Origin of the sequence: Streptomyces sp. AK08-02 (assembly GCF_033795085.1) — a bacterium.
Lineage (GTDB): Bacteria > Actinomycetota > Actinomycetes > Streptomycetales > Streptomycetaceae > Streptomyces > Streptomyces echiniscabiei.
In genome coordinates, this window is the sequence record NZ_JARAZV010000007.1 from 382,610 (window position 1) to 406,220 (window position 23,611).

Annotated in this window: 15 protein-coding genes and 2 pseudogenes; 11 read left to right on the forward strand and 6 right to left on the reverse strand. The window is 68.9% G+C overall.

The features are described from left to right. Positions 1 to 122: 122 nt before the first annotated feature. Positions 123 to 713: a helix-turn-helix domain-containing protein gene (locus PV734_RS17335; RefSeq protein WP_010354046.1), complete on the reverse strand. Its 591-nt coding sequence runs from the start codon at positions 711 to 713 to the stop codon at positions 123 to 125. A 96-nt stretch (positions 714 to 809) separates the two neighbouring features. Between PV734_RS17335 and PV734_RS17340 the strand changes: the two are divergent. The 8 genes and pseudogenes from PV734_RS17340 to PV734_RS17375 all read left to right on the forward strand — a co-directional run bounded on the left by PV734_RS17340 (position 810) and on the right by PV734_RS17375 (position 9,145). Then, a pseudogene (locus PV734_RS17340) lies at positions 810 to 1,803 on the forward strand (NAD(P)/FAD-dependent oxidoreductase). A 126-nt stretch (positions 1,804 to 1,929) separates the two neighbouring features. Continuing rightward, a complete protein-coding gene (locus tag PV734_RS17345; RefSeq protein WP_010354049.1) occupies positions 1,930 to 3,522 on the forward strand; it encodes an MFS transporter in 1,593 nt (530 codons plus the stop codon). 131 nt (positions 3,523 to 3,653) lie between these two features. Further along, positions 3,654 to 4,926 (forward strand): annotated as a pseudogene (locus tag PV734_RS17350) (IS256 family transposase). Positions 4,927 to 5,259: 333 nt separating this feature from the next. Beyond that, a complete protein-coding gene (locus PV734_RS17355) occupies positions 5,260 to 5,622 on the forward strand; it encodes a MaoC family dehydratase (RefSeq protein WP_075693505.1) in 363 nt (120 codons plus the stop codon). A gap of 904 nt (positions 5,623 to 6,526) precedes the next feature. Continuing rightward, positions 6,527 to 6,955 (forward strand): nuclear transport factor 2 family protein, encoded by a 429-nt coding sequence (locus tag PV734_RS17360; protein WP_078480794.1) that lies wholly within the window; start codon positions 6,527 to 6,529, stop codon positions 6,953 to 6,955. Then, positions 6,952 to 7,506: a TetR/AcrR family transcriptional regulator gene (locus PV734_RS17365; protein ID WP_029183902.1), complete on the forward strand. Its 555-nt coding sequence runs from the start codon at positions 6,952 to 6,954 to the stop codon at positions 7,504 to 7,506. The genes PV734_RS17360 and PV734_RS17365 overlap by 4 nt, the downstream gene beginning before the upstream one ends. 217 nt (positions 7,507 to 7,723) lie before the next feature. Beyond that, complete coding sequence (locus PV734_RS17370; RefSeq protein ID WP_029183903.1) at positions 7,724 to 8,566, forward strand: alpha/beta fold hydrolase; 843 nt, start codon at positions 7,724 to 7,726, stop codon at positions 8,564 to 8,566. A 126-nt stretch (positions 8,567 to 8,692) separates the two neighbouring features. Then, positions 8,693 to 9,145: a DUF1569 domain-containing protein gene (locus PV734_RS17375; protein ID WP_010354054.1), complete on the forward strand. Its 453-nt coding sequence runs from the start codon at positions 8,693 to 8,695 to the stop codon at positions 9,143 to 9,145. A 434-nt stretch (positions 9,146 to 9,579) separates the two neighbouring features. Here PV734_RS17375 and PV734_RS17380 read toward each other — a convergent pair whose 3' ends face one another. The 5 genes from PV734_RS17380 to PV734_RS17400 all read right to left on the reverse strand — a co-directional run bounded on the left by PV734_RS17380 (position 9,580) and on the right by PV734_RS17400 (position 18,274). After that, positions 9,580 to 11,706, reverse strand: coding sequence for a glycoside hydrolase family 2 protein (locus PV734_RS17380; protein ID WP_029183904.1), 2,127 nt, complete (start codon positions 11,704 to 11,706; stop codon positions 9,580 to 9,582). Positions 11,707 to 11,951: 245 nt separating this feature from the next. Continuing rightward, positions 11,952 to 14,966 (reverse strand): glycoside hydrolase family 2 TIM barrel-domain containing protein, encoded by a 3,015-nt coding sequence (locus PV734_RS17385; protein WP_010354056.1) that lies wholly within the window; start codon positions 14,964 to 14,966, stop codon positions 11,952 to 11,954. A gap of 40 nt (positions 14,967 to 15,006) precedes the next feature. Next, complete coding sequence (locus PV734_RS17390; protein WP_010354057.1) at positions 15,007 to 15,948, reverse strand: carbohydrate ABC transporter permease; 942 nt, start codon at positions 15,946 to 15,948, stop codon at positions 15,007 to 15,009. Continuing rightward, positions 15,945 to 16,967 (reverse strand): carbohydrate ABC transporter permease, encoded by a 1,023-nt coding sequence (locus PV734_RS17395; protein WP_010354058.1) that lies wholly within the window; start codon positions 16,965 to 16,967, stop codon positions 15,945 to 15,947. The genes PV734_RS17390 and PV734_RS17395 overlap by 4 nt, the downstream gene beginning before the upstream one ends. Next, positions 16,964 to 18,274, reverse strand: a complete 1,311-nt coding sequence (locus PV734_RS17400; protein WP_010354059.1) for an ABC transporter substrate-binding protein — start codon at positions 18,272 to 18,274, stop codon at positions 16,964 to 16,966. The genes PV734_RS17395 and PV734_RS17400 overlap by 4 nt, the downstream gene beginning before the upstream one ends. A gap of 496 nt (positions 18,275 to 18,770) precedes the next feature. Here PV734_RS17400 and PV734_RS17405 point away from each other — a divergent pair, with 496 nt between their 5' ends. The 3 genes from PV734_RS17405 (at position 18,771) to PV734_RS17415 (ending at position 23,575) form a co-directional block, all read left to right on the forward strand. Beyond that, positions 18,771 to 19,835: a LacI family DNA-binding transcriptional regulator gene (locus PV734_RS17405; protein WP_178865351.1), complete on the forward strand. Its 1,065-nt coding sequence runs from the start codon at positions 18,771 to 18,773 to the stop codon at positions 19,833 to 19,835. A gap of 267 nt (positions 19,836 to 20,102) precedes the next feature. Continuing rightward, positions 20,103 to 22,160, forward strand: coding sequence for an RICIN domain-containing protein (locus tag PV734_RS17410; protein WP_010354061.1), 2,058 nt, complete (start codon positions 20,103 to 20,105; stop codon positions 22,158 to 22,160). Between the two features lie 110 nt (positions 22,161 to 22,270). Then, on the forward strand, positions 22,271 to 23,575 hold the full coding sequence (locus PV734_RS17415; protein ID WP_050987227.1) for a sensor histidine kinase: 1,305 nt from the start codon (positions 22,271 to 22,273) through the stop codon (positions 23,573 to 23,575). The last annotated feature ends 36 nt before the right edge of the window (positions 23,576 to 23,611 follow it).

The window sequence follows — 23,611 nt, forward strand, 5'->3', positions numbered from 1 at the left end:
ACACTAAAGGTGGGTATGCTCCTGCAGCACGAAGTGTCCCTGTTTACGCAAGATGATGGTCGAGGGCGCTGCCCGACGCGCAAGATGTCACCGCCAGGGAAGGCCGTCGCGCTGCCTCACGATCACTCGGGAGCGCCTTGGGTGTCGTCGTCGCTGTCGCCCTGGTGGCCGCGGCGGGCGTCGCGGTCGAAGATGCCAAGGATCTCGCAGGGTCCGCCGTCGGCGCCGATCGCGTGCGGCATCATCGTGGGGAACTCGGCGGCCTGGTTGGTCTCGAGGCGGAAGCGGCGGTGGCCGAGCATGAGGATCGCGGTGCCGGACAGGACGACGAGCCATTCGCGCCCCGGGTGGGCGCGCATGCGCGCCGGGTTCTCGGGGGGCGGTTCGGTCATGCGCTGCCGCACCACGCTCATCCCGGGGTCGGCCTTGATGGTCCAACGCATCCGACCGTGGGTGCTGTCGATTGTCGGGCTGGTGACGACGTCGTCGGTGGCGGTCTCCACGAGCTGATCGAGCGTGGTGTCCAGGGCGCGGGCGAGGGTGACCAGCTGATCCAGTGCGAGGCGGCGCTGGCCGTTCTCGATGCGGCTCAGGGAGGACTGACTGAGGTGGGCGCGGGAGGCCAATTCCTCCAGGGACCAGCCCTGCGCCACCCGCAAGGCGCGGATGCGTTTGCGTACGAGGCTGTCCAGATCTCCATCTTCTTGCTTCATAGGCAACAGTGTATGCCTATGAAGCAACTCCACTTAGCGTCGTGTGCAGATGGTCCGCAACGTCTGGGACCAGTGCACGAGGAAAGGCAGGAGGCCATGGCTGTGACAACTTCTCCGTACGCGAGTGACGCACTGCCCGAGGGGACCGTCGATGTGGTGGTGATCGGCGGGGGCGCCGCAGGGCTGAACGGAGCGCTGATGCTCGCCCGCTCCCGCCGCTCGGTCGTCGTGATCGACAGCGGCTCCCCGCGCAACGCGCCCGCCGAGGCCATGCACGGATTCATCGTCCTGGACGGCACCCCGCCGCCCGAGCTCCTTCGGCGGGGGCGGGAGCAGGTGCGCCAGTACGGAGGGCGCGTCGTCTTCGGTGAGGTGACCTCGGCCGAGCCCGCCGCTCTGGCGACGGACGGGGATCTGCGGTTCACCGTCACCTTGGCCGACGGACGGAGCATGAGTGCGCGCCGGGTCCTGGTGGCCACCGGCCTGAAGGATGTACTGCCCGAGGTCCCTGGCCTCGCCGAGCACTGGGGCCGGGGTGTGGTGCACTGCCCGTACTGCCACGGCTGGGAGGTGCGCGATGAGCCCATAGGCATCCTCGCCACTGGCCCGGCCTCCATCGGCCATGCGTTCCTGTTTCGGCAGTTGACCGAGGATCTGACCTTCTTCGCCCAGGACACTGACCTGGATGAGGCCACCCGCGTCCGGTTCGCGGCCCGCGGCATCCGCATCGTCGACACCCCGGTGCAGGAGGTCGTCAACAACGAGGACGGCACCGTCGCCGGCGTGCGCCTGGCCGACGGCCATGTCGTGACCCGCAGCGTCCTCGCAGTCGCCACCCAGATGGAGGCCCGTACCGAGGGCCTGGAGGGCCTGAAGCTGCCGATGCACGACCTGCCCGACGACATGGGCCGCGGCTTCGCCTGCGGCATGGCTGGCGCCACCGAGGTGCCGGGTGTCTGGGTGGCGGGCAACGCCACCGACCTTGCCGCGCGCCGCCGCAGCGGCCGGCGCCCACATCAACAGCGTGCTGGCCACCGCGGACACCGACGCGGCTCTCGCCGCAGCCCAGGGCGAAACTCCCGCCCTCTGACATCCGGCGCGGCACCGGCCGCCGCACGCCCCCGATGTGTGCGGCGGCCTGGGCCCCACCCGCCCCTTCACCCAGCGACCGGTCCTGCTCCGGCGCTGACTCGGCATACCGTTATGAGAGGAATCCATGAGTACGAACCAGCCCGTACCTGCCACACCGGCCGGCGGCCGGGGCGCACCCGACGCGCGTCAACTGCGCACGATCCTGATCACCGTCTCCATCGCCCTGATGGCGGTTATCGCCTCGGTGACCGGGCTGAACGTCGCGCAGACCCATATGGCCGTGGAATTCGGCGCTTCCCAGAGCACGGTCCTGTGGATCATCAACATCTACACCCTCGCCCTGGCCGCGCTGCTGCTGCCGCTCGGCGCCCTGGGCGACCGCCTGGGCCGCAAGCCCATGCTCATCGCCGGACTGAGCGTTTTCGGCATCGCCACCGTGGTCGCGGGCCTGGCCCCGACGGCGGAGGTGATGCTCGCCGCCCGCGTGGCCAGCGGCATCGGCGCCGCCATGATCATGCCGATCACGCTCGCCGTCATCACCTCCACCTTCCCCGAAGAGCAGCGCGGCAAGGCGATCGGCGTGTGGACCGGTATCGCCGGAGGCGGCGGCATCCTGGGCATGTTCCTCTCCGCACTCCTCGTCGACGTCGCCGACTGGCGCTGGCTGTTCGTCCTGCCCGCGGTCCTGGTCCTCGTGGCCCTGGCCATGACGCTGAAGTCGATTCCCAACTCCCGCGAGACCTCGGCCCATCGATTCGACACCGTCGGCGCGCTGGTCTCCATCATCGCTGTCGTCGGCCTCATCTTCGTCCTGCAGGAAGGCCCCGAACGCGGCTGGACCGCGCCCGAGACGCTGATCAGTCTGACCGTCGGCCTCATCGCCACCATCGGGTTCGTGGCCTGGGAGCTGCACCGCCGCGACGCCTCACTGCTGGACGTGCGGCTGTTCCGGGAGCGCGGACTGTCGGGCGGCTCGATCACGCTGCTGGTGGTCTTCGGTGTTCAGGCGGGCATCGGCGTGGTCCTCTTCCCGTTCTTCCAGGCCGTACTCGGCTGGTCGGGCCTGCTGTCCACGGTCGCGATGATGCCCATGGCCCTCGCGATGATGATGGCCTCCGGCCTGGCGCCCAAGCTGGCCGCAGGGATCGGCGCACGCTCGACCATGGTCGTGGGCATCGCGCTGGCCGGCGTCGGCATGGCGCTCATGGCCTTGTTCGTCTCCGTCAGCGGCGGCTACCTGTCCGTCCTGCCCGGCCTGCTCGCCATGGGCGTCGGCATGGGCCTGTCGATGACCCCGTCCACGGAGGCAATCACCGCCTCCCTGCCGCGCGAGAAGCAGGGCGTCGCCTCCGCCCTCAACGACGTCACCCGCGAATTCGGCACCGCACTCGGTGTCGCCCTGCTCGGCGCACTCGTGTTCGCCGGCTACCGCAACGCCATCGACGACAAGCTGCACGGCATCCCCCAACGCGCCGCGGAGACCGCCCGCGAGGGCGTCGCCAACGCAGTTGAGGTAGCGGGCACCACCGGACCACACGCACCAGACGTGCTCCACGCGGCGCAGCAGTCCTTCGTCGACGGCTGGCAGCAGGCCATGGGGGCAGGCGCCGTCATCATGGGAGCCCTCTTCATCTACATCACCCTCCGCGGACCCAAGAACACTGCCTCCGCGGTCGCGGACGAGACAGACCACGCTGAGGCTGTCTCCGCCGGCTGACCGCACAAGAGCCGGACCACAGCAAGCAGACCGCCCCGCGAGCGTGTCTGAAATATCGTGTAAGTCCGTGATGTGGCAGCCTGGCCCGGGGCTCGGCCTCGGGCTCTTGGGCCGGGCGGATCGGACGAGTCATGTCAGACAAGACGGAACCGGTTGCCTCTGCGGCCGGGGACGAGTTGGTGAATGAGGTCGCCGGGCGGTTGCTCAACAAGGCCGATGCTTCCGGGGTGGCTCTGCTCGGTGAAGGCGGGCTGCTGACGGAGATCACCAAGGCTGTTCTGGAGCGGGCTCTGGAAGCCGAGATGAGCGAGCATCTTGGCTATGAGCGGGGCGATCTCGCTGGTCACGGGTCGGGGAACTCCCGCAACGGCACCTCGCCCAAGACGGTCCTCACTGACGCCGGCGCGATTGCTCCGGCGGCGCCGCGGGACCGCAACGGCGACTTCGAGCCGCGCCTGGTTCCCAAGAACGCCCGTCGGCTCTCCGGGTTCAACAACCGGATCCTGTCGCTTTACGCCCGCGGGATGAGCGTGCGCGACATCCGCTCCCACCTGGCCCAGATCTACGGGGTCGAGGTCAGCCCAGACCTGATCAGCAAGGTCGCTGATGCCGTGGTCGATGAGCTCGTGAGCTGGCAGAACCGGCCCCTGGACGCTGTCTGGCCGATCATCTACATCGACGCGCTGTGGGTGAAGATCCGCTCGGGTTCGGTGACCTCCAAGCCGGTCTACCTGGCCGTCGGCGTCGACATGGACGGCCGAAAAGACGTCCTGGGCCTGTGGGTCGGCGCCGAGGGCGAGGGCGCTAGTACCTGGATGGCCGTCCTGTCAGAACTACGGAACCGGGGCGTCGAGGACGTCTGCATCGTCGCCTGCGACGGTCTGAAAGGTCTGCCGGACGCGATCACCGCGACCTGGTCCAAGGCCACCGTCCAGACCTGCGTGATCCACCTGACCAGGGCCTCGCTCCGGCTGTCCTCGGCGCGGGACCACCCCAAGCTGGTGCCGGCCCTCAAAGCGATCTATGCGGCCCCGACCGAACAGGCCGCCGAGCAGGCTCTCGACGATTTCGAGGCGTCTGACCTGGGGCAACGCTATCCGGCGATCGTCCGGACCTGGCGGTAGGCGTGGCCGGAGTTCACGCCCTACCTGGCGTTCCCGCCGGCCATAAGGACGGTGGTCTACTCCACGAACATGGTGGAGTAGACCAACTCCCGGCTCCGCAAAGCCACCCGCAACAGCGGCCATTTCCCCTCAGAGCAGGCCGCGTTGAAGGTTCTCTACCTCGCGGTCCGCGAGCAGATCAACCCCAAAGCGCGCGACGCGAACCACGTCGCCGCACCACTGGAAAGAGGCACTGAACCAGTTCTCCCTGTTCTTCGAGGACCGGCTCAGCATCCAATGACACCAACCGACTTACACACGATTGCTGACACGTCCTCAGGCCGATGAACAGGGGCAGCCACGCGCCGTGGACCATTACTGGGCATTCCGGGTCAGCGGGTGCGGGCCACCAGTGGCGGTGCTGGTGGAGAAGGCGTCAACACTGAAGGGGCGGCAGCGCCAGGCCACCCAGGCTTCCGGGGCTCGTCCAGCGAGCGGTGCAGCAGGCGCCCAACGTTGTGGACCAGGTACGCGACGACGCCAGCAGCGTCACATTGCTGTGTTCAGGGGACCGCGTCCGGCACCTGAACAGCGGTGGCGGTGAGTGCCGCCGTAGCGCCCGCCCCAGAATGACATCGACCGTTTCGCCGATGTCACCGGCGATCACCAGTGGATCCACCTCGACCCGAACAAGGCCGCGAAGGGCCCGTACGGAACGACGGTCGCCCACGGCTATCTGGTCCCGTCCCTCGTCCCCATGCTCCTGTCGGAAGCCGCGCGGACCGAGGGGCTGACCGCCGCCATCAACTACGGCAGCAACAAGGTCCGTTGCCCGGCCCTCACACCCGTGAACTCCCAGGTGAGGGGCATGGTGGAGCTGACGGAACTGCGGCGCGGACCGCAGGGAGCCCAGGCCGTCCTCCGCGTCACCGTCGAGCGGCGGGGCGGCGACAAGCCTGTGTGCGTCGCCGAAGTCGTTGCAGTGCTCTTCGAGTGAACCCACAGAGGAGAAAGCTGACATGAGAACCCCTCCCTCATGGCGGAGGGAGGCATCACCCCGTCGGCGACCTCCTCCCCACGGAGAGCAGCCGCGGCATCTTCCCCTTCGGCGGCGTCACCACCCCACCGTTCGACCCGGTCTGCCTCCGGCCAACCAAGGCAGCGCCCTCCTCGACAAGCGGCGGCTGGGCGAACTGGCCGTCCAGCAAGTCGGCCAACTCCCCGCAGGCGAACTGCCACCCCCTATCGTCCCGATACCAAACTTGGATGTCCGCGGCACGCCGTGACTCACCCTTTACCTCGATCCGGCAGCGAGGTTCGGGCGCTGAGCGACTCGGCGGTTCGCTCGCAATGTCCCCTGCAGTCGGGGGTGGGCCGTCGCGTGACGCTGCGGCTGCGCCGGGCTCCACGGGCCCGGGGTGGTGCGGGTCTCCCCCGTTCTGGTCTTCGTCGGGACAGGACCGACGGTCGGGTGACGGCGGGAAGTTCAGAGAGTCGCCGCCCGCAGGTGGTGAACGCGTTGGCCCAGGGCCAGGTGGCCTCGATACGGAGCAGGCGGCGGGCGTGCTTCGCGATGCGGGCCCGCAGGCGGCAGAGGCGAAAGCGCCTGGTGCCGGGCTCGGCATCGACCAGATCGGCGTGGTCGCGCAGCGCCAGGAGCCTCACCCAGGCGTCGAGGTCGGCAGTCAGGTTGGCGGAAAGCATCCAGCCGCAGTTCCCATCCCAGGACTCGGGCGGGAGGTCGCGCAGGCCCATCGCCTCGTTCGTGGGGCACCCAGTCCTCAGTTCGCTTCGCTGTGGTCGTCATCGCGGAAGATGCCCGAAGGCAAGCCCTCACCTTGGGCCGACCGGCCCTTGCAGCGCTTCTTACTTACTTGTAAGTTAGAAGAATGGTTACCACCGTGGCCGAAGTGGCCGCATCAGACATCAAGGCCCTTGAGGCGTTCTGCGATCGATGGGAGAGGGCTTGGAACGAGCACGACGGCGATGCCGCGGCGGCGTTGTGCGCCGAAGACCTGGTGTACGACGAGCCGGCGCTGGGTGAGACGGCACACGGCCCCGACAGCATCCGCGACTTCGTGACGCAGATGGCACAGGCCTTTCCCGACTACTCGTTCACGCGTATGGGGTTGTACGGGGAGGTGACGCGGCGGGCCGTGCTGGTGGCGTGGCGCTTCTCGGGGACCCTGGCCGGCACGGATCAGCGCGTGGAGTTCCACGGTGACGACCGTCTGGAGCTGGGAGAGGACGGGCTGATCCACGCCTACCGGTGCCTGTACGACCACCGCTTCGTGCTGAGTCAGATCGGCCGCGCGAAGGCCGAGCAGTGACCGAGCCCGGCCGCACTCGTAAGCCGGCGGCGGTGCGGCGGGCTGAGATCATGGAGGCGGCCGACGCGGAGTTCGCCCTGAAGGGACTGTCGGGGGCGGGCATCGAGGCGATCGCCGCACGGGTCGGTATCTCCCATCCCCGCATCGTGCAGATGTTCGGCTCGAAGCGTGATCTGTTCCTTCAGGTCGTACACGCGGCCTACGACGGGATCGAGGCCACCTTCGAGAGCGCCGAACCGACGCTGAGCGCGCTCGGTGACGCCTACCGGCATCTCCTGCAGAGCCGACCCACTGTCGGCCTCGTCCTGTTGCAGGCTTACGCCGCGTCAGGCGACGCGGTGGTCCAGGAGTCGGTACGGCGGCGCCAGCTCGACCTCCAGCAGACCATCACCCGTCTGACGGGCGCCGACCCGATGCAGGTGCGCTCCTTCTTGGCCACCGGTCTCGTCCTGACGGTCTCCACCGTGCTGGACCTGCCTGAACGGCGCGCCGACACGGAGTGGGGCGCCTGGATCATCGGCCGCGCGGACCCACCCACCGACGAGCCATGAGGCGCAAGCGGCGAGAGAACTGATGCGCCCTGGGGGGCACCCGCAGCACCGCGACACCGCGCGATCGACGAGCCGTCACCCTAGGTCGCCGCAGCTGTCGCCGCATCTCCACCCGCCGGCTCGTCCTGGCGGTGGCTCTTTCGGCGCTGCTCGGCAGCGGACCGTTCGTGGGCACGATGCCCCGACGGGGCGCCCACCTTCCCGAAAAGGATGCACCATGACAGAACACCTTGAAATCCCATCGGCTTCAGGCACCTTCGACGCGATCGCAGCAGGACCCGCAGACGGGCGCCCCGTCCTGCTCCTGCACGGCTTTCCCCAGACCGCCGTCCTCTGGGAAGAACAAGTGGCCGCGCTGGGTGACCAGGGCTTCCGCGCGGTCGCGCCCGACACCCGCGGCTATTCGCCGGGTGTGCGCCCGATGCGTGCCGACGCGTACGGGGTGAGCGAACTGGTCGGGGACGTTCTGGCGGTGGCCGACACACTCGCCTGGAACCGCTTCGACCTCGTCGGACACGACTGGGGCGGTGCCATCGCCTGGTGGACCGCGGCCCGGCACGCCGAGCGACTGCGCACGCTCACCGCCGTGTCGACGCCGCATCCCAGCGCGCTGAGGGAGGCACATCGCACCGACGACGAGCAACGCCGTCGCTCCCAGTACCAGCAGGACTGGCGCAGCCCCGGCACAGAGGCCCGCTTCCTCGCGGAGGACGCCGCGCTCCTGCGTTCCCTCTACCAGGGCAAGGTTCCCGACCATCACGTCGACTCATACGTACAGCGTCTGTCCGAACCCGGTGCGCTGAGCGCGGCCCTCAACTACTACCGCGCCGACCGGCCTGACGCCGCGGTCGGGAAGATCCAGGTACCCACGCTCTACGTCTGGGGCACCGAGGACGTCGCGCTCGGGTCCACCGCAGCTCATGCCACAGAAAAATGGGTGAGCGGCCCCTACTCGTTCCACGCACTGCAAGGCATCAGTCACTGGGTCCCCGATGAGGCTCCCGAGGTCCTCACCAGCCTGATCATCGGCCACCTGAACGAGCATGAACCGGCGCTCTGACGCAGTGGTCGGTACAAGTGCTTGCCCAGCGCGCGGGGAGAGTGCCCGGCATTGCGCCTGCCGCCAGGGGCGGGACCGAGGTCGGGGCCCTGGCCGACGACCATGCAGGAAACGGAATCTTGCGATATGACCTCACTCCCCCTCGTCCAGCTCACTGAACGGCTCCGCAAGGACCTCGGTCGCCCCGAGCGTGACCTGCTGGCGCCGGGCAGCGCCTGGAACCTGTCCCAGACACTGCAGCACTGTGCCCAGACCGTCCGCTACTCCGTCTCCGGATATCCCAAGCTCAAGCCCGCCCTGTTCCGGGCGACGGCAGGCCCTCTGGCCAAGTGGGTCTTCCTGCGCCGCGGAGCGATGAAGCACCCGCTCGGCGCGGAGATCGACGGAGCGCCGCCGCTGGACCCGGGCCTGCCGGTGAGAGAGGCCGCGTCCGGCTTCGCGGACGCGGTGGCCCTGTTCACCGGCCACACCGGAGAACACGCCCCCCACCCCGCCTACGGCCGCTGCACACACGACGAGTTCGCGCGGCTGCATACCATGCACCTCGCCGAACACCTCCCGGGACTGGCCCATGCCTGACACTGCTCCCGCCGGTGCTCGTTCATCGTGACGCAGGACGTGCGCGACGCCGTTCTGCGGCCGGGCGAATTTCACCCTCCGCACGAAGCTGACAGTTCCCGTCGAACGGGCCATGGCTCGCCCTGCCGTGATCATGGCCCCGACGGCAGTCGCACGACGCTGACGCCGTGGGCGACTCGGCGTGACACGCGGCGGCGGACTGCACGGCACATCGAAGCTCCGGTCGGGCAGAACGACCTGACAGGTCACCCTGCCCACCGGAGCTTCGTCGCGTACGCCGTGTGCCACCTGGCATCGTCACGCCGCCGAGACCCGCACACCTACGAGATCGTCGCGGTGGTCATACGGCCACCCGAGAACTGTGGCATCGCCCGCCCTGCCCCTGTAGCGCCTGTGCCGCGTGCGGACCGGGCGCGTGTCGAGGGGCGGGGTTCTCAGCCGAGTGTCCAGTTGACGCTGTCGGTATGGGTGGAGCCGTTGATGGTCGCGGTGACCGTCACGGTGTTCTGGCCGGGCCTCAAGGTGATGCTGGGCCATCTGAAGATGTGGTCACTGCTGCTCCGGGTTCCCAGGGAGGTGCCGTTGAGGGTGGCGGTGACCTGGCCCGCGTTGGAGTAGACCTTGAGTTCGGTGGTGGCATCGGTGCGCTGGGTCCACCGACGGCTGGTGATGTGGAGGGTGGGAGTGGCGGCCCAGTTGGCCTTGTACCAGTAGAAGGCGTCCTTGCGGATCTGCCGGTCGCGGGTGACCAGGCCCTTGTCGTTGATGCCGGGCTGGCCCCCTTCGCCCCGGCCGTCGGAGGGGAAGTCGAACATGGCCCAGACGAACGTGCCCCAGATGAAGGGACGGGCGGCCAGCTGCTTCCAGGCCGCTTCGTGGAACAGCGACTGGTACTCCTCGGGGTGCCAGGATCCGCCCGGAGCCGGCTTCGGCGGGTTGAGTTCGTGCTGGGTGGTGCTCGCGCCGACCCCGTACTCCGACATGGCGATCCTGCGGGACGGGGAGTTCGCGTGCAGGTTGTCGGCCCACGCGCCGAGGTCGCCGTCCTTGGAGCCGTAGTACCAGCCGTAGTACTTGTTGAACCCCGTTGTCTGCGTGTGCAGGCCCGCCTGCGCGTTGTCGGGGTCCTCGCCGCGGACCGCGTAGGTGGAGAGCCGGTCCGGGTCCTCGGCTTCGACGATGTCGGCCAGTGACGCGAGCAGCGTGTTCGTGGCGGTGCCGTTGTAGTCGATCTGCTCGTTGCCGATGCCCCAGAAGGCGATCGAGGGGTGGTTGTAGTTCTGCCGGATCAGTTCCCGCAGTTGGTTCTGGGTGCTGGTGGTGAAGGCGGCCGAGTTGGTGACGAGGTCGACCAGGGGGATCTCCGCCCACACGATCATTCCGCGTTCGTCGGCGAGATTGTAGTCCTTCTGGTCGTGCTGGTAGTGCGCCATCCGGACGGTGTTGGCGCCGATCTCGCTGATGAGGTCGAAGTCCTGGGTGTGATCGGCGTCGGATATCGCCCAGCCCTTGCCGGCCCGGCCCTGGTGCAGGTTCACGCCGTGCAGGTGAAGGTGGCTGCCGTTGAGGCGGAAGCCTGTGTTGGCGTCGACGGCGATGGAACGAAGACCCAGGCGTTCGGTCACCACATCCGTGATCTGGTCCCCGCCCCCGGTGACGTCATGGATCTCGACGCCGGCGTTGTGGAGGTAGGGATCCGCCAGGCCGTTCCACAGGTGCGGGTTGCTGATGTGGAGAGTCTGCTGGACCTCCGTGCCGGTGGCCGCGGGGACGGTCTGCGCGGTGCTGCTCGTCTCCGCGACGATGGTCCCGCTTTTGTCCGCGATGACGCTGCGCACGACCACCGATCTGGTGGTGGTGCTGTCGTTCCACAGCTTCGTCGTGACGGTCACCGTGGCCGAGGCCGCGCTCACGTTGCTCTGCCGGAGGTAGACGCCGGGGCCCGCGTAGTCCGTCATCCGGACGTGGAGGTCGTCGACGGCCCACAGGCTCACGTTGCGGTAGATGCCGCCCTGGAAGGTGTAGTCCGCGCTCAACGGGGCGATGCCGGTGTCGCGGGCGTTGGTCACCTTCACCGCGATGACGTTGTCCCCGCCCGGGACGAGCGCGGCCGTGGCGTCGAACCTGAAGCGGGAGTACCCGCCCTTGTGCTGCCCGAGGTACGTGCCGTTGACCCAGACGTCGGCGACCTGGTTGACCCCGGCGAACTGCAAATACAGCCTCTTTCCGGCGAGTTCGGCCGGCACGGTGTAGTGGCGGCGGTACCAGCCCACTCCGCGGTAGTAGTTGTTGCCGCCGTCGGCACCGTCAGCGGCGTTCCAGGTGTGGGGTGTGTTGACCGTCGTCCAACCGGAGTCGTTGAACCCGGGAGCCTGCGCGCCTGCGACATCCGACCTGATGAACCGCCACCCGTTGTTGAGGTGGATCCATACCCGCGGATCCGGCGCCGTGTACGTCACGGCGGCGGACGCGGCACCGGCATGCGGGATCCCGGCCAGCGTGGCCAGTACTCCCGCTGCCGCCCCGCCGAGTACCTGTCGGCGACTGGGCAAACCTGTCATGTCAGAACTCACTGTCCGTGGGGTCGAGAAGGAAATTGACTTGGCGCGGCATTACGCCGACGACCGTGGCGGGCCGGGCAGCACCCGGATCGGGCTGACGGCCTGTCTCAGGCGACCGGGAGGAGTGCCCCGGCCCGCCTCGCGTCCAGTCGGCGCTTCTCCCGGACAGCGGCGCCGTAGCCCGCAGCGCCCGGTCGGCCCGCCGGCCCTCGGCGGGCAGCACCGTCGCCGGCGGGCTCTGTTGCTCAGGCGCCCGGTGTGATGCGCAGCCTGATGGTGCGGGCTTCGGGGCGCAGCACGAACTCCGGCCACACGTCCGGCCCGCAGGACCGGGAGCCGAGTCCGTGCTGGACGGCGTCGATGATCAGGTGGCTCGTGGTCGACTCCGGCAGCTCGAAGGGGTGTGCGGCCCCGGCGATCTGCTGGGGGGTATGGCGGCCGAGGGTGAAGCCGGGGCGCCGGCCGCGGGCGTCGGGGAGGGCCACGAGCCGCAGTACCTCGGTGCCGCCGCTGGTCAGCGTGAGGCGCCGCATCCGGGAGCGGTGGCCGGTCTCCTGGGGGCGCGCGTAGGCGACCGCGAGGTCCCCGATTCCGGAGGAGAAGCGGCCGGTGCGGGCCGCGCGGAGACTGTCGGGGTAGGACTCCAGCGGGCCCAGGCCGAACCAGTCAGCGCCGTCGACGGGTGCCGTCCCGTCGGGCAGTTCGAAGCGCACCCCGATCCGCGGCCACACCGACCGCCAGCCGCGCGACGGCTCGATCTCCACGCGCAGTTCGAGTTCGCCGTCCTCGATCGACCAGACGGACTCCACGGTCACCGAGAGGGCGGAGTCCGCGGCGGAGACCCGGTCCACGGTGCGCAGTGCGTCCGCGGCCTGCTCGACGCCGAGGCGCCGCGTGGTCAGCCGGTCCAGGCCGTCGCGGCGCCACGTGTCGGCGCTGGACACCCCGAGGACGCTGTTGTCGCTTCCCTCCAGCCGGTCGGCCCGGCTCTCGTCGTTGTCGGTGGGCGCGCGGAACAGTTCCAGGCGTGGGCCGGTCACGGGGCGCCCGGCGAGGCGGGTGAGGGAGCCGCCGGTGAACTCGGCGATGCCGAGCGTGAGCGTTCCCTCGCCGGCCCGCCAGTCGCGCCGGGGCCGGGCGACGGGCACCGGCCGCCGTATCGAGCGGTCGAGTTGGGCGGTGGCGATCTCATGCCGCTCCGGTGCCCAGGCGGTCGCCGTCGCCAGCACCGCCTCGACCGTCAGCCAGGTCTCGCCGTCCGGGGCCACTGCGACCGGCGGCAACGGCACCCGCCCCGACTCGCCCGCCGCGAGGACCGGGGCATCCCACTCCCCCGAGTCCACGAGGTTCCCGTCGTGCTCGACTCGCCAGCAAAAGCGCAGGTCGGACGTGTCGGCCGAGTGCCGAAGGTTGGTGATCACGAGCTTGTCGCCGTCGAAGGCGAAGCGGATCGGCTGCACGACCGCCTTGAACTCGTGCAGGCTCGGCGTCGGCACGTCGTCGCTGAGCACCATCCCGTCCATCACGAAGTTGCCGTCGTGCACGACCTCCCCGAAGTCACCGCCGTAGGCGTAGTACGGCGTCCCGTCCCGGGCCGTGGCCAGGATGCCGTGGTCGCGCCACTCCCAGACGAAGCCGCCGTGCAGCCGCGGGAACCGGTGGACCAGTTCCTCGTACTGGTCGAGGGCACCCGGCCCGTTGCCCATCGAGTGGGCGTACTCGCACAGCAGGAACGGCTTGGTGCGCTGCCGGGCGCCCTGCGCGGGGGTGCAGCCGAGCAGCGGCGCGCCGGAACCGTCCGTGCCGATCTGCTCGATCTCCGGGACCGTCGGGTACATGCGGGAGTAGACGTCGGTGTACTCGCCGGTGTAATCACCTTCGTAGTGCACGGGACGCTCGGGATCGCGGGCGTGGACCCAGGCCGACATGGCGGCGAGGTTGACGCCGGTTCCGGCCTCGTTGCCGAGTGACCAGATCACGACGCCGGGATGGTTCTTGTCCCGCTCGACGGTGCGCTGGACACGGTCCAGATAGGCCGCGCGCCAGGCCGGGTCGTCGCTCGGGTTGTCGGCCCAGTCGACCTTCTCGAAGCCGTGGGTCTCCAGATCGCATTCGAGGACGACCCAGAAGCCGAGTTCGTCGGCGAGGTCGAGCAGCCGGGGATGCGGGGGGTAGTGACTGGTGCGGATGGCGTTCACGTTGAACCGCTTCATACGGGCCAGGTCCGCACGGGCGTGCTCCTCGTCGAAGACCCGGCCGCGCTCGGGGTGGGCCTCGTGCCGGTTCATCCCGTGGAAGACGACACGACGGCCGTTGACCAGGAACCGGTCGCCGCGGATCTCGACCGTGCGGAAGCCCACCCGCAGGGCGATGCTCTCCGCGGCCGAGGACACGGTGACGTCGTACAGGCGAGGCTGCTCGGCCGACCACGGCTCCACGCCCGCGATGTCAAGGGGCGCCACGTCGGCCGGGGTGGCCCATACCCTCTCGACGCCGAGTTCGGGGATGCGCAGGGTGACGGGGAACGCGGCCGGGTCGGCGGTGACCTCCGGGTCGATACGGCCGTTTCCATGGTCGTAGCCGGTACGCAGCCATACATCCTCGACGCCCCCCACCGGCCGGGCGAGCAGGGTGACGTCCCGGAAGATACCCGGCAGCCACCACTGGTCCTGGTCCTCCAGGTAGCTGGCGGCCGACCACTGGTGCACCCGTACGGCGACGACGTTGTCGCCCGGTCGTACCGCGGACGTCACGTCGAACTCGTGGGCCAGCCTGCTGCCACTGGCGCTGCCGATCTCGACGCCGTTCACCCAGACCCTGAACAGCGACTCCACGCCGTCGAACCGCAGCAGGACCCGCTCGGCGTCCGACCAGTCCTCGGGGACGTCGAAGCGGCGGCGGTAGTCGCCGGTGGGGTTCTCGTCGGGGACGTGCGGCGGGTCGATCGGGAACGGGTACTGGACGTTCGTGTAGATCGGCCGGCCGTAGGCGCCGTCGCCCTCCAGCACCCAGTGCGCGGGCACCGGGATGCTGTCCCAGCCCCGGTCGTCGAAGTCCTCGGAGGCGAAGTCCTCGGCGACGGCCGCCGTGGGCGACAGACGGAACTGCCAGGGGCCGTTGAGCGACTGGGAGGGGGCGTCGGAGTGCAGCCAGGAGCGGGCCGGGCGCAGGGCGCCCCGCCACGGTGCGGTGTCCGACACGTATGTGGAGAGCTGGGAGGGCAAGGGGCTCAGAACCTTGTTGGGGCGTTCGGTGCTCACAGGTGGTGCTCCGGGGAAGTGTGGGGAACGAGTGGGGGGTTCAGCCCTTGTTGGCGCCCAGCGTGAGGCCGCTGACGAACTGCCGCTGGAGCACGAAGTACACGATCAGCGTGGGGATCGCTGTGAGCAGGGCGCCGGCGGCGACCAGGTTGGGGTCGGTGAAGTACTGGCCGGAGAGGTTGTTCAGTGCCGAGGTGATCGGCATGTTCTCTCCGGTGGAGATCAGGACGAGGGCCCAGAAGAAGTCGTTGTAGATCCAGATGGACAGCAACGTCGCCAGGGCGGCCATCGCCGGCTTGCACAGGGGCAGCACGATCTGCCAGTACAGGCGCCACACCGAGGCGCCGTCGACAAGGGCGGCCTCGGTCAGCTCGTGCGGCAGGGAGCGCATGTAGTTGGCCAGCACAAAGGCGCAGAACCCGGACTGGAACGCCACGTGGATCAGCACCAGGCCCAGCGCCGAGTCGTACAGCTTGCCGCTCATGGTGATGCCGGGCAGGTCGATGAGCAGGTACAGGCGGTACAGCGGGGTGATGATGACCTGCTGCGGCAGCAGGTTGCCGGCCGTGAACACCAGCAGCAGAAACAGATTGACCCGGAAGTCGAAGCGGCTGACGTAGAAGGCGACCATCGACGACAGGAACAGCGTCAGCAGCACCGCGGGGATCGCCACCAGCAATGTGTTGCCGAAGTAGTGCAGCATGTCTGACTGCTGGAAGGCGTTGGTGAAGTTGTCGAGGCTCAGTTTGTCGGGCCAGGAGACGTAGCCCTTGGTGCTGGTCTCGGCGTACGGGCGCATCGCCGCGTACATCGCCCACAGCAGGGGTGCGAGCCAGGCCAGCGCTGCACCGGCGAGGAAGACGCGCAGCAGGATCCGGGCAGGGCGGACTGGGGTGCGCTGCTTGGCCGGCGCGGCAGAGTTCGAAGGGGTGGCGCGAGGCGCCTCGTTCAGGGTGGTGGTGGGCGACGGGTGGGAGCTCATGCGCGCCGCTCCTTCCGGAAGGTCGCGATCAGGTACGGGATGATCACGGCGAGCGAGATCACCAGCAGGACCACGGCGATCGCGGAGCCGTATCCGATGCGGCTGGACTCACCGATGATGTTGTTGGTGACCAGGATCGACAGCAACTCGGTGCCCTCGGCGCCCTTGTTGAAGACGAAGACCAGGTCGAAGGCGCGCAGCGCCTCGATGATCGTCACGACCAGGACGACGGTGTTGGTGGGGCGCAGGGTCGGGAAGATGACGTTCTTGAACGTCTGCCACTCGTTCGCCCCGTCCAGCGAGGACGCCTCCCGAAGCGCCGGGTCGACACCCTTCAGGCCGGCCAGGTAGAGAATCATCATGTAGCCGGTGTGGCGCCACGACGCGGCGATGAGGACGGACCACAGGTTGAGGTCCGGGTCGCCGATCCAGTCGATGTAGTGGCCGGGCTCATTGGCGCCGATGATGCTGTTGATCAGGCCGGTGTCGGGGTTGTAGACGAGCTGCCAGACGAAGCCGATGACCGCCATCGACAGCACGACGGGCAGGAAGAACGCGGTCTGGTACACCTTGCTGAACCGGATCTTCTTGTCGAGCTGCACGGCCAGGAACAGGCCGAGCGGCGTCGGGATCAGGATGAGCACGACGAACCAGACGACGTTGTGCTCGACCGCCGGCCAGAACTGCGGGTTGTTGGTGAGCAGTTCCCTGAAGTTGTCCAGGCCGACCCACTTGAGGGAGTCGAAGCCGATGCCGTCCCAGGTGGTGAAGGCCAGCGCGATCGAGGCCAGCGCCGTGAGCCAGACGAGCAGGACGTGCAGGATCGTCGGCACCCCGGCCATCAGGCCGAGGGTGAGGCGGTCCCGTCGGGTGAGCAGCCGTCGGTGGCCCAAGGGGGCGCGCAGCCGCTTGGTCTGATTCTTGGTCACATTTTTCGGGTTGCCCGGGGGCGGCACTGCGGCCGTCCCCGGGGTGCTGGTGGTGCCGGTCCCGGTACCGGTGTTCGTGGTGACGGTCATGCGGACGCGAAGATCGTCTTCTTCTGGCGCTCGATCGACGCCAGCAGGCTGTCGACGCCCTTGGGGTCGCGGATGAACTTCTGCAGGGCGGGCTGCATCACCGTGGAGGTGAAGTCCGGGCGGCTGTCGCGGTCCATGAACTGGGTGAGGTGCTTGGCGCCGGCGATCGTCTCGTACGCCTTCTTCTGCAGCGCGGTGTACGAGGAGGTGTCGGCCTTGTTGGACGCCGCGACCAGGCTCGGGTCGGACTTCAGGTAGATCTCCTCGGCTTCCGGGGTGCCCAGGAACTCCAGGAGCTTGAGCGCGCCGGCCTTGTTCTTCGGGGCCTTGGAGAGCATGAAGCCGTCGGTGGGCGCCTCGACGGTGTCCTGCCCGTGCGCGGAGTTGATCTCCGGGAAGGGGAAGAAGTCGAGGTCGTCCAGGTCGGCTTTGTTCGTGAACTGCTGTGCCACGAAGCTGCCGAACAGGTACATGCCCGCCTTCTTCGAGATCAGCGTCTGGGCCGCGTCCTGCCAGGTGCGGCCGACCGCGCCCTCCTGGTGGTAGGGCAGGATCTCGGCCCAGTGGTCGAAGGCGGTGCGGACCTTGGCGTCGGTCCAGGACGCCTTGCCGGCCATCAGCTCGACGTGGAAGTCGTAGCCGTTGGTACGGAAGTTGATCTGGTCGAAGGTGCCGAGCGCGGGCCAGGCGTCCTTGTCGCCGAAGGCGAACGGGACCAGGCCGTCCTTCTTCATCTGCTTGCACAGGGCGACGAGTTGGTCCCAGGTGGTGGGGACCTCGTAGCCGTACTTCTTGAAGACGCTCTTGCGGTAGAAGACGCCCCAGAGGGACGTGGAGATCGGCACGAAGTAGTACTTGCCGTCCGCGCCCTTGCTGAGCGCCTTCATCGCCTCGGGGAAGTTGCCGCCGATCTTCTGCCACACGTCGTCGATCGGGCTGGCGAGGCCCTTGGCGGCGAAGAACTGCATGCGGTAGCCGGCGAACCAGTTGAACACGTCGTCCGGGGTGCCCTGGAGGTAGGAGTTGATCTGCTCCTGGAACGTGTTGTGGTCCTTGGTGTTCACGTCGACCGTGATCCCGGACTGCTTCGTGAACGCCGCGTAGATCTCGGCGAACGCCTTCTTCGGCACCGCGTCCGACGCGTTCGACCCGAGGGTGACGGTCTTCGGGTCGGATGCCGTGCCGCTGCCGCCGCAGGCGCTGAGCAGCGGTATGCCGGCGCCGAGGACGGCTGCGCCACCAATACCGCGCAGGACGGTGCGGCGGCTGGCGGCAGGTGTGGGCCGACCGAGGGAGGAAGAGTGCATTTCGGCTCCTGACAGGGCGGCCGTGCCCAGGCGGCACGTCGGCCCGGCGGGGTGTGACGGGGAAGCGGTCGTCCACGCGACCAAGACTCAACACGATCGAACAAATCCGACCGGCGGTTGCGAGGAAGACTGAACGCTCCAGGGAGTCGCTGTCAAGCCCCGTCGACTTGGCCTCAGGGCTGACCGTACATGCCGGCAGGACGGCCGGCCTACCGTCGGACGGGAACGACGACCTCTTTCCATGAGCGGGGCTTGCGAGTGAACTTCTGCAGTTTGACCAGGATGTATACCCGACAGAGGTGACCCCCTCCAGGCGGCTGCCCAACCCGTTGCCGACCAGCCGCCCGCCATCGGATCCGCCGCCGCCCACCGGAATCGACACTGCGGGGACCCTTGACGTACAGCTGTCGGCTACGTAGACATGACCACGCGGTCAGACCGCGTGGTCATACAGTTGACCTCCTTCGATGCAGACGTACGGCCGTCGGGAGACTTCATGGCAGCAGTGGTGGGACGGAGCGAGGGCTCCGCTGTGCCGCGCAGCGCGGACGTGGCCCGCATGGCCGGGGTGTCACGCAAGACGGTGTCCCGGGTCCTCAACAACGAGCCGTATGTGTCCGAGGAGGCCCGCACAAAGGTCCTCGCAGCCGCCGAGGAACTCGGCTACCGGCTGAACCAGGCGGCCAGAACACTGGTCTCCGGGCGTACCGGCTCGATCGGTGTGGTCGCCCTGGGCACCGCCGGGTACGGGACCGCTTCACTACTCGTGCACATCGAGCGGGCCGTGCGCGACGCGGGCTACGCGCTCCGCGTGGTCAACACGCCCGACGGCGACCCGACGGGTATCGCGGGTGCCGTGGAGTCGCTGCTCGAGCAAGGGGTGGACGGCGTCATCGTCTCCGAACCCATCGTGGAAGGGGACGTCAGCGTCCGCGTCGGCGTCCCCGTCCTCTTCCTGGGGGCACCGCCCGCTTTCACCGCCACCCGCACCGTGACCATGGGTGTGGGCGCACACGAACTGGCGCGGGCGGCCACCGAGCATCTGCTGGACCTGGGACACACGACCGTTCATCATCTCGCCGGTCCGCGGCGCTGGTACGCCGCCAAGGACCGCATCGAAGGGTGGCGGGCGGCGCTCGCGGCGCGGGGCGCGCACGAGCCGCCACTGCTCAACGGTGACTGGTCGGCTGCCTCCGGCCATGCCGTGGGCCGGGCGCTGGCGTCGGACAGGTCCGTGACCGCTGTCTTCGCGGCGGGCGACGAGATGGCCATCGGGCTCATCCACGCCCTGCGGGAAGCCGGGCGCCACGTACCCGAGGACATCAGTGTCGTCGGCTTCGACGGCAACCCGGTCTTCGCCTACGTCTCCCCTCCCCTGACCACCGTGCGCCAGCCCTTAGAGGCCGCGGCCCGAGAGGGCATCCGCCTTCTCGTGCACGCGATCGAGAAGCCCGACACCGACCTGCCGCAGGCGAGCGACCCACCGGTCGAACTCGTCGTCCGCGGCTCGACCGCGCCTCCGCCGTCACACAAGGGCCAGAGCCCTTTGCACACCGCCTGAGCACCGCCCCGAGCAACCGGCCGAAGCGGGGAACACGCCGCACGCACCGCGGCACCCCGCGCCCAACGGCCATCGATCCCGCAGCCGTCCCACCCCAGGGCTACCGCGCCGCCGTCCCATCACACGGCCACTGACCATGCCCTTTTGTCGCGAGGTCGCCCGGCCCTGCCGCCGACCGACCCTCCCCTGAACCCCCGCCGCCCCACCTGATCATCCGGGGGGGCGGCGGGCCCGTAGAAAGAACCACGCCCGCCATCGGAGCCGCATATGTCCCCCATACGAGCAGGCGCCAGACCCGGCGCCGCCCCGCGTTCCGTCCCCGCCACTCTCCTGTTCCTGCTGCTGGCCCTGGCCGTCGCGGCAGCGACGCTGGTCCTGCCCGGCGCGGGCAGGGCGGACGCCCTCTCCCGCCCTGCCCAGACGCTCTACACCCCGCCCTCCGACGCCCTCTCCCCCGGAAGCTACTACCCGCGGGCCATGCGCCTGCAGCACAACGGCCCGGCCAACGGCACCCTGCTCGCCACGTTCGAGCAGTACCGCGTGGACATGCCCGTCTTCCCGATCTACCGCAGCACGGACAACGGCGCTTCCTGGACGAAGATCTCCGAGGTCGCCGACACCCAGAACGGCTGGGGCATGCGCTGGCAGCCCGAGCTGTTCGAACTCCCCAAGGCCATGGGCGGGTTCCCCGCCGGCACCATCCTCGCCGCCGGTGACTCGGTGCCGTACGACCGGAGCGGCAGCAAGATCGACCTGTACGCCAGCACCGACCGCGGCCAGAGCTGGACCTTCGTCACCAATATCGCCACCGGCGGTAAAGCCACGGACGTGAACGGCAACACCCCCGTGTGGGAACCGTTCTTCCTGATCTCCGGCGACAAGCTCATCGTCTACTACTCCGACCAGCGCGACACCGACCACGGCCAGAAGATCGTCCACCAGGTCTCCACGGACGTCCGCAACTGGGGCCCGGTCGTGGACGACGTGGCGATGCCCACCTACAGCCAGCGCCCCGGCATGCCGACCGTCGCCAGGATGCCCAACGGCAAATACATCATGACGTACGAGTTCGGCGGTTCCGCCGCGGGCAACTTTGCCGTCCACTACAAGATCTCCTCCGACCCGGAGGCGTTCGACTCCGTCACCGGCATCCCGCTGCGCACCACCGACGGCCTGGTTCCTCAGGGAACGCCCTACATCACCTGGCTGCCCACCGGCGGCCCCAACGGAACCCTCGTCACCACCGCCCACAGCAGCGACGACCTGTTCGTCAACACGCAGAACGGCGCCGCGGACACCTGGACGCGGATGCCCTCCAACGTCGGTGGCGGCTACAGCCGCGGTCTGCTTCCGCTGGCCGACGGCCACAGTCTGATGGTGTTCAGCGCGGGCTTCGGCGGCGACAACCGCCGCAACCCGGTCACGTACAGCACGGTCGACTTCGGCGGCAGCATCTCCGACGGTGCCACCTACACCATGACCAACGCGAACAGCGCCCTGAACCTCACGATCGTCGGCGGCTCCGCCACCAACGGCACCACCGCCACCCAGCAGAACCCCACCACCTCCACCAACCAGCAGTGGCGCTTCGAGCAGCAGTCCTCGGGCTACTTCAAGATCTTCAACGTCGCCAGCGGCAAGGTCCTCGGCGTCCAGAACCAGTCCACCGCCAACGGCGCCACCATCCCGCAGTGGGATGACAACGGCACCCTCGACCACGAGTGGGCCATCGCACCCCACCCGGCCGGCGGGTACAGCATCACCAACCGCATCAGTGGCAAGCTCCTCGAAATACCCAGCGCCTCCACCACCGTCGGCACCGCCGCCGTCCAGTGGAGCAGCACCAGCTGCGGCTGCCAGCGCTGGAACCTCACCCAGACCGCCCTTCCGCCCCTGGGCACCGGCCAGTACGTCCTGGTGAACAAGAACAGCGGCAAGTACCTCGACATCCCGAACGGCTCCACCACCGCCGGCACCGCCGCCAACCAGTGGCAGAACACGGCCTGCGCCTGCCAGCTCTTCACCTTCCAGTCCGCCGGCAGCGGCGCCTGGACCATCAAGAACACCAAGAGCAACCTCAACCTCGACATCCAAGGCTCCTCCAGCGCCGCGGGCGCGGCCGTCATCCAGAACACCGCCTCCAGCGCCGACTCCCAGAAGTGGACCCTCACCGACGCGGGTGGCGGTTACTACAAACTCCGGAACGTGAACAGCACCCTCGTCGCCGGCGTCGCCCAGTCCTCCACCGCCGACGGGGCAGCCGTCATCCAGTGGGGCAGCGCCAGCCTCGACGACCAGCTCTGGAAGATCGTCCGGATCAACTGACCGTCCCACCGAGCCATGACCAGGCGCGGGAACCGCCGGCGAAGCGGTTCCCGCGCCTGGCGTCCGCCTCGGCCGATCGGCCGAGGCGCGGCTGACCGCTTCTCCCTACAGTGAACGATGTGAATCTCCTGCCTGCGACTGCCTACCCCACCACGACGCGGTCCCGTCGGCAGGGCTGCCTGCGTGCGGTGGGTATCACCACGCTGGTCCTGCTGTCCGCCACGGACGTGCTCATCGCCGTCGTCAACGACAAGACGTTCTGGCCGGTGCTCGTGCTCCTGTCGCTCGGCCTCGCAGCAATTCTCTGGCCCTCCGCCTCTCGGCCCGCGTGGCTCACCCCCCGACTACGCGCCGCCGTACCAGCGGGTGTTTCCCTGGCCTTGACCGCCGTCGCCAGGACGACCGAGCCGATACGCATGTTCGGCCCAGGTGAGGTGGCGGTCCTGCTCTGCCTGCTGATGATCGCCGTCCGTACCTGCCCACCACGATGGGCGTGGCTGTGTGCCGTACTCACCGGCGGGGCAGCCATCGCGGCGCCGCTGCGCTTCTACGCGACCGGCACCCAGGACGACCTCCTGATCCTGGGTATCGCGCTGGTTGTAGCGCTGCTGGCCGGCGTCGTCGCCGGCATCGGCGGCTACCTGCGCTCCCTGGACCACAGACGCGGCGTCGCGGTCGCCGAGACCCGCCGCTTGGAACGCCTCGCCATGGCGGCCGACCTGCACGACTTCGTCGCCCACCACGTCACCGGCATCCTGGTCCAGACACAGATGGCCCGCATGATGGCCACCACCGAACCCGACCGTCTGGACCCGGTCCTGGCGGGAATCGAGCACGCCGCGACCCAGGCGCTCGACTCCATGCGCTTGACCGTCGGCATCCTGCGCGAGGGCCCGGAGCAAACGGCCCCGCTCGAGCCAAGCGGGGGCCGCCCGGTGGGCGACCTGAGCGCCCTCGCGGAACTGGTCGACGGGTTCGGCGGTCCGACCGGTCCGAAGGCCGAACTGCACCGCGACGCCTCAGTGCCCCGGAACCTGCCCCACGAAGTGCAGGCCGCCGCCTACCGCGTCGTCCAGGAAGCCCTCACGAACGTACGGCGCCACGCCGCCGACGCCACCGAAGTCACCGTCGCCCTCGCTCACGCCGACGACACCTTGCGCGTGACGGTGCGCGACAACGGCCGCGCAGGCGCCCCGATGCCATACGCCGCCCGCGGCGGAGGCTTCGGCATCGTCGGCCTCACCGAACGTGTCACCGCACTCGGCGGCACACTGCACACCGGCCCACGCAAGGACCACGGCTGGGAGGTCATAGCACTCCTCCCCACCATGCGACGAGCGGGCCCCGGCAGGGCCGGGCATCGCGAAGGGCGCCGCCAACTCCCGCGGTCCACCCGCCCCCCGGCACCGGACTGAGGTCTGACCGCCGGGGCGAGCAGGTGCTGCGTCCAG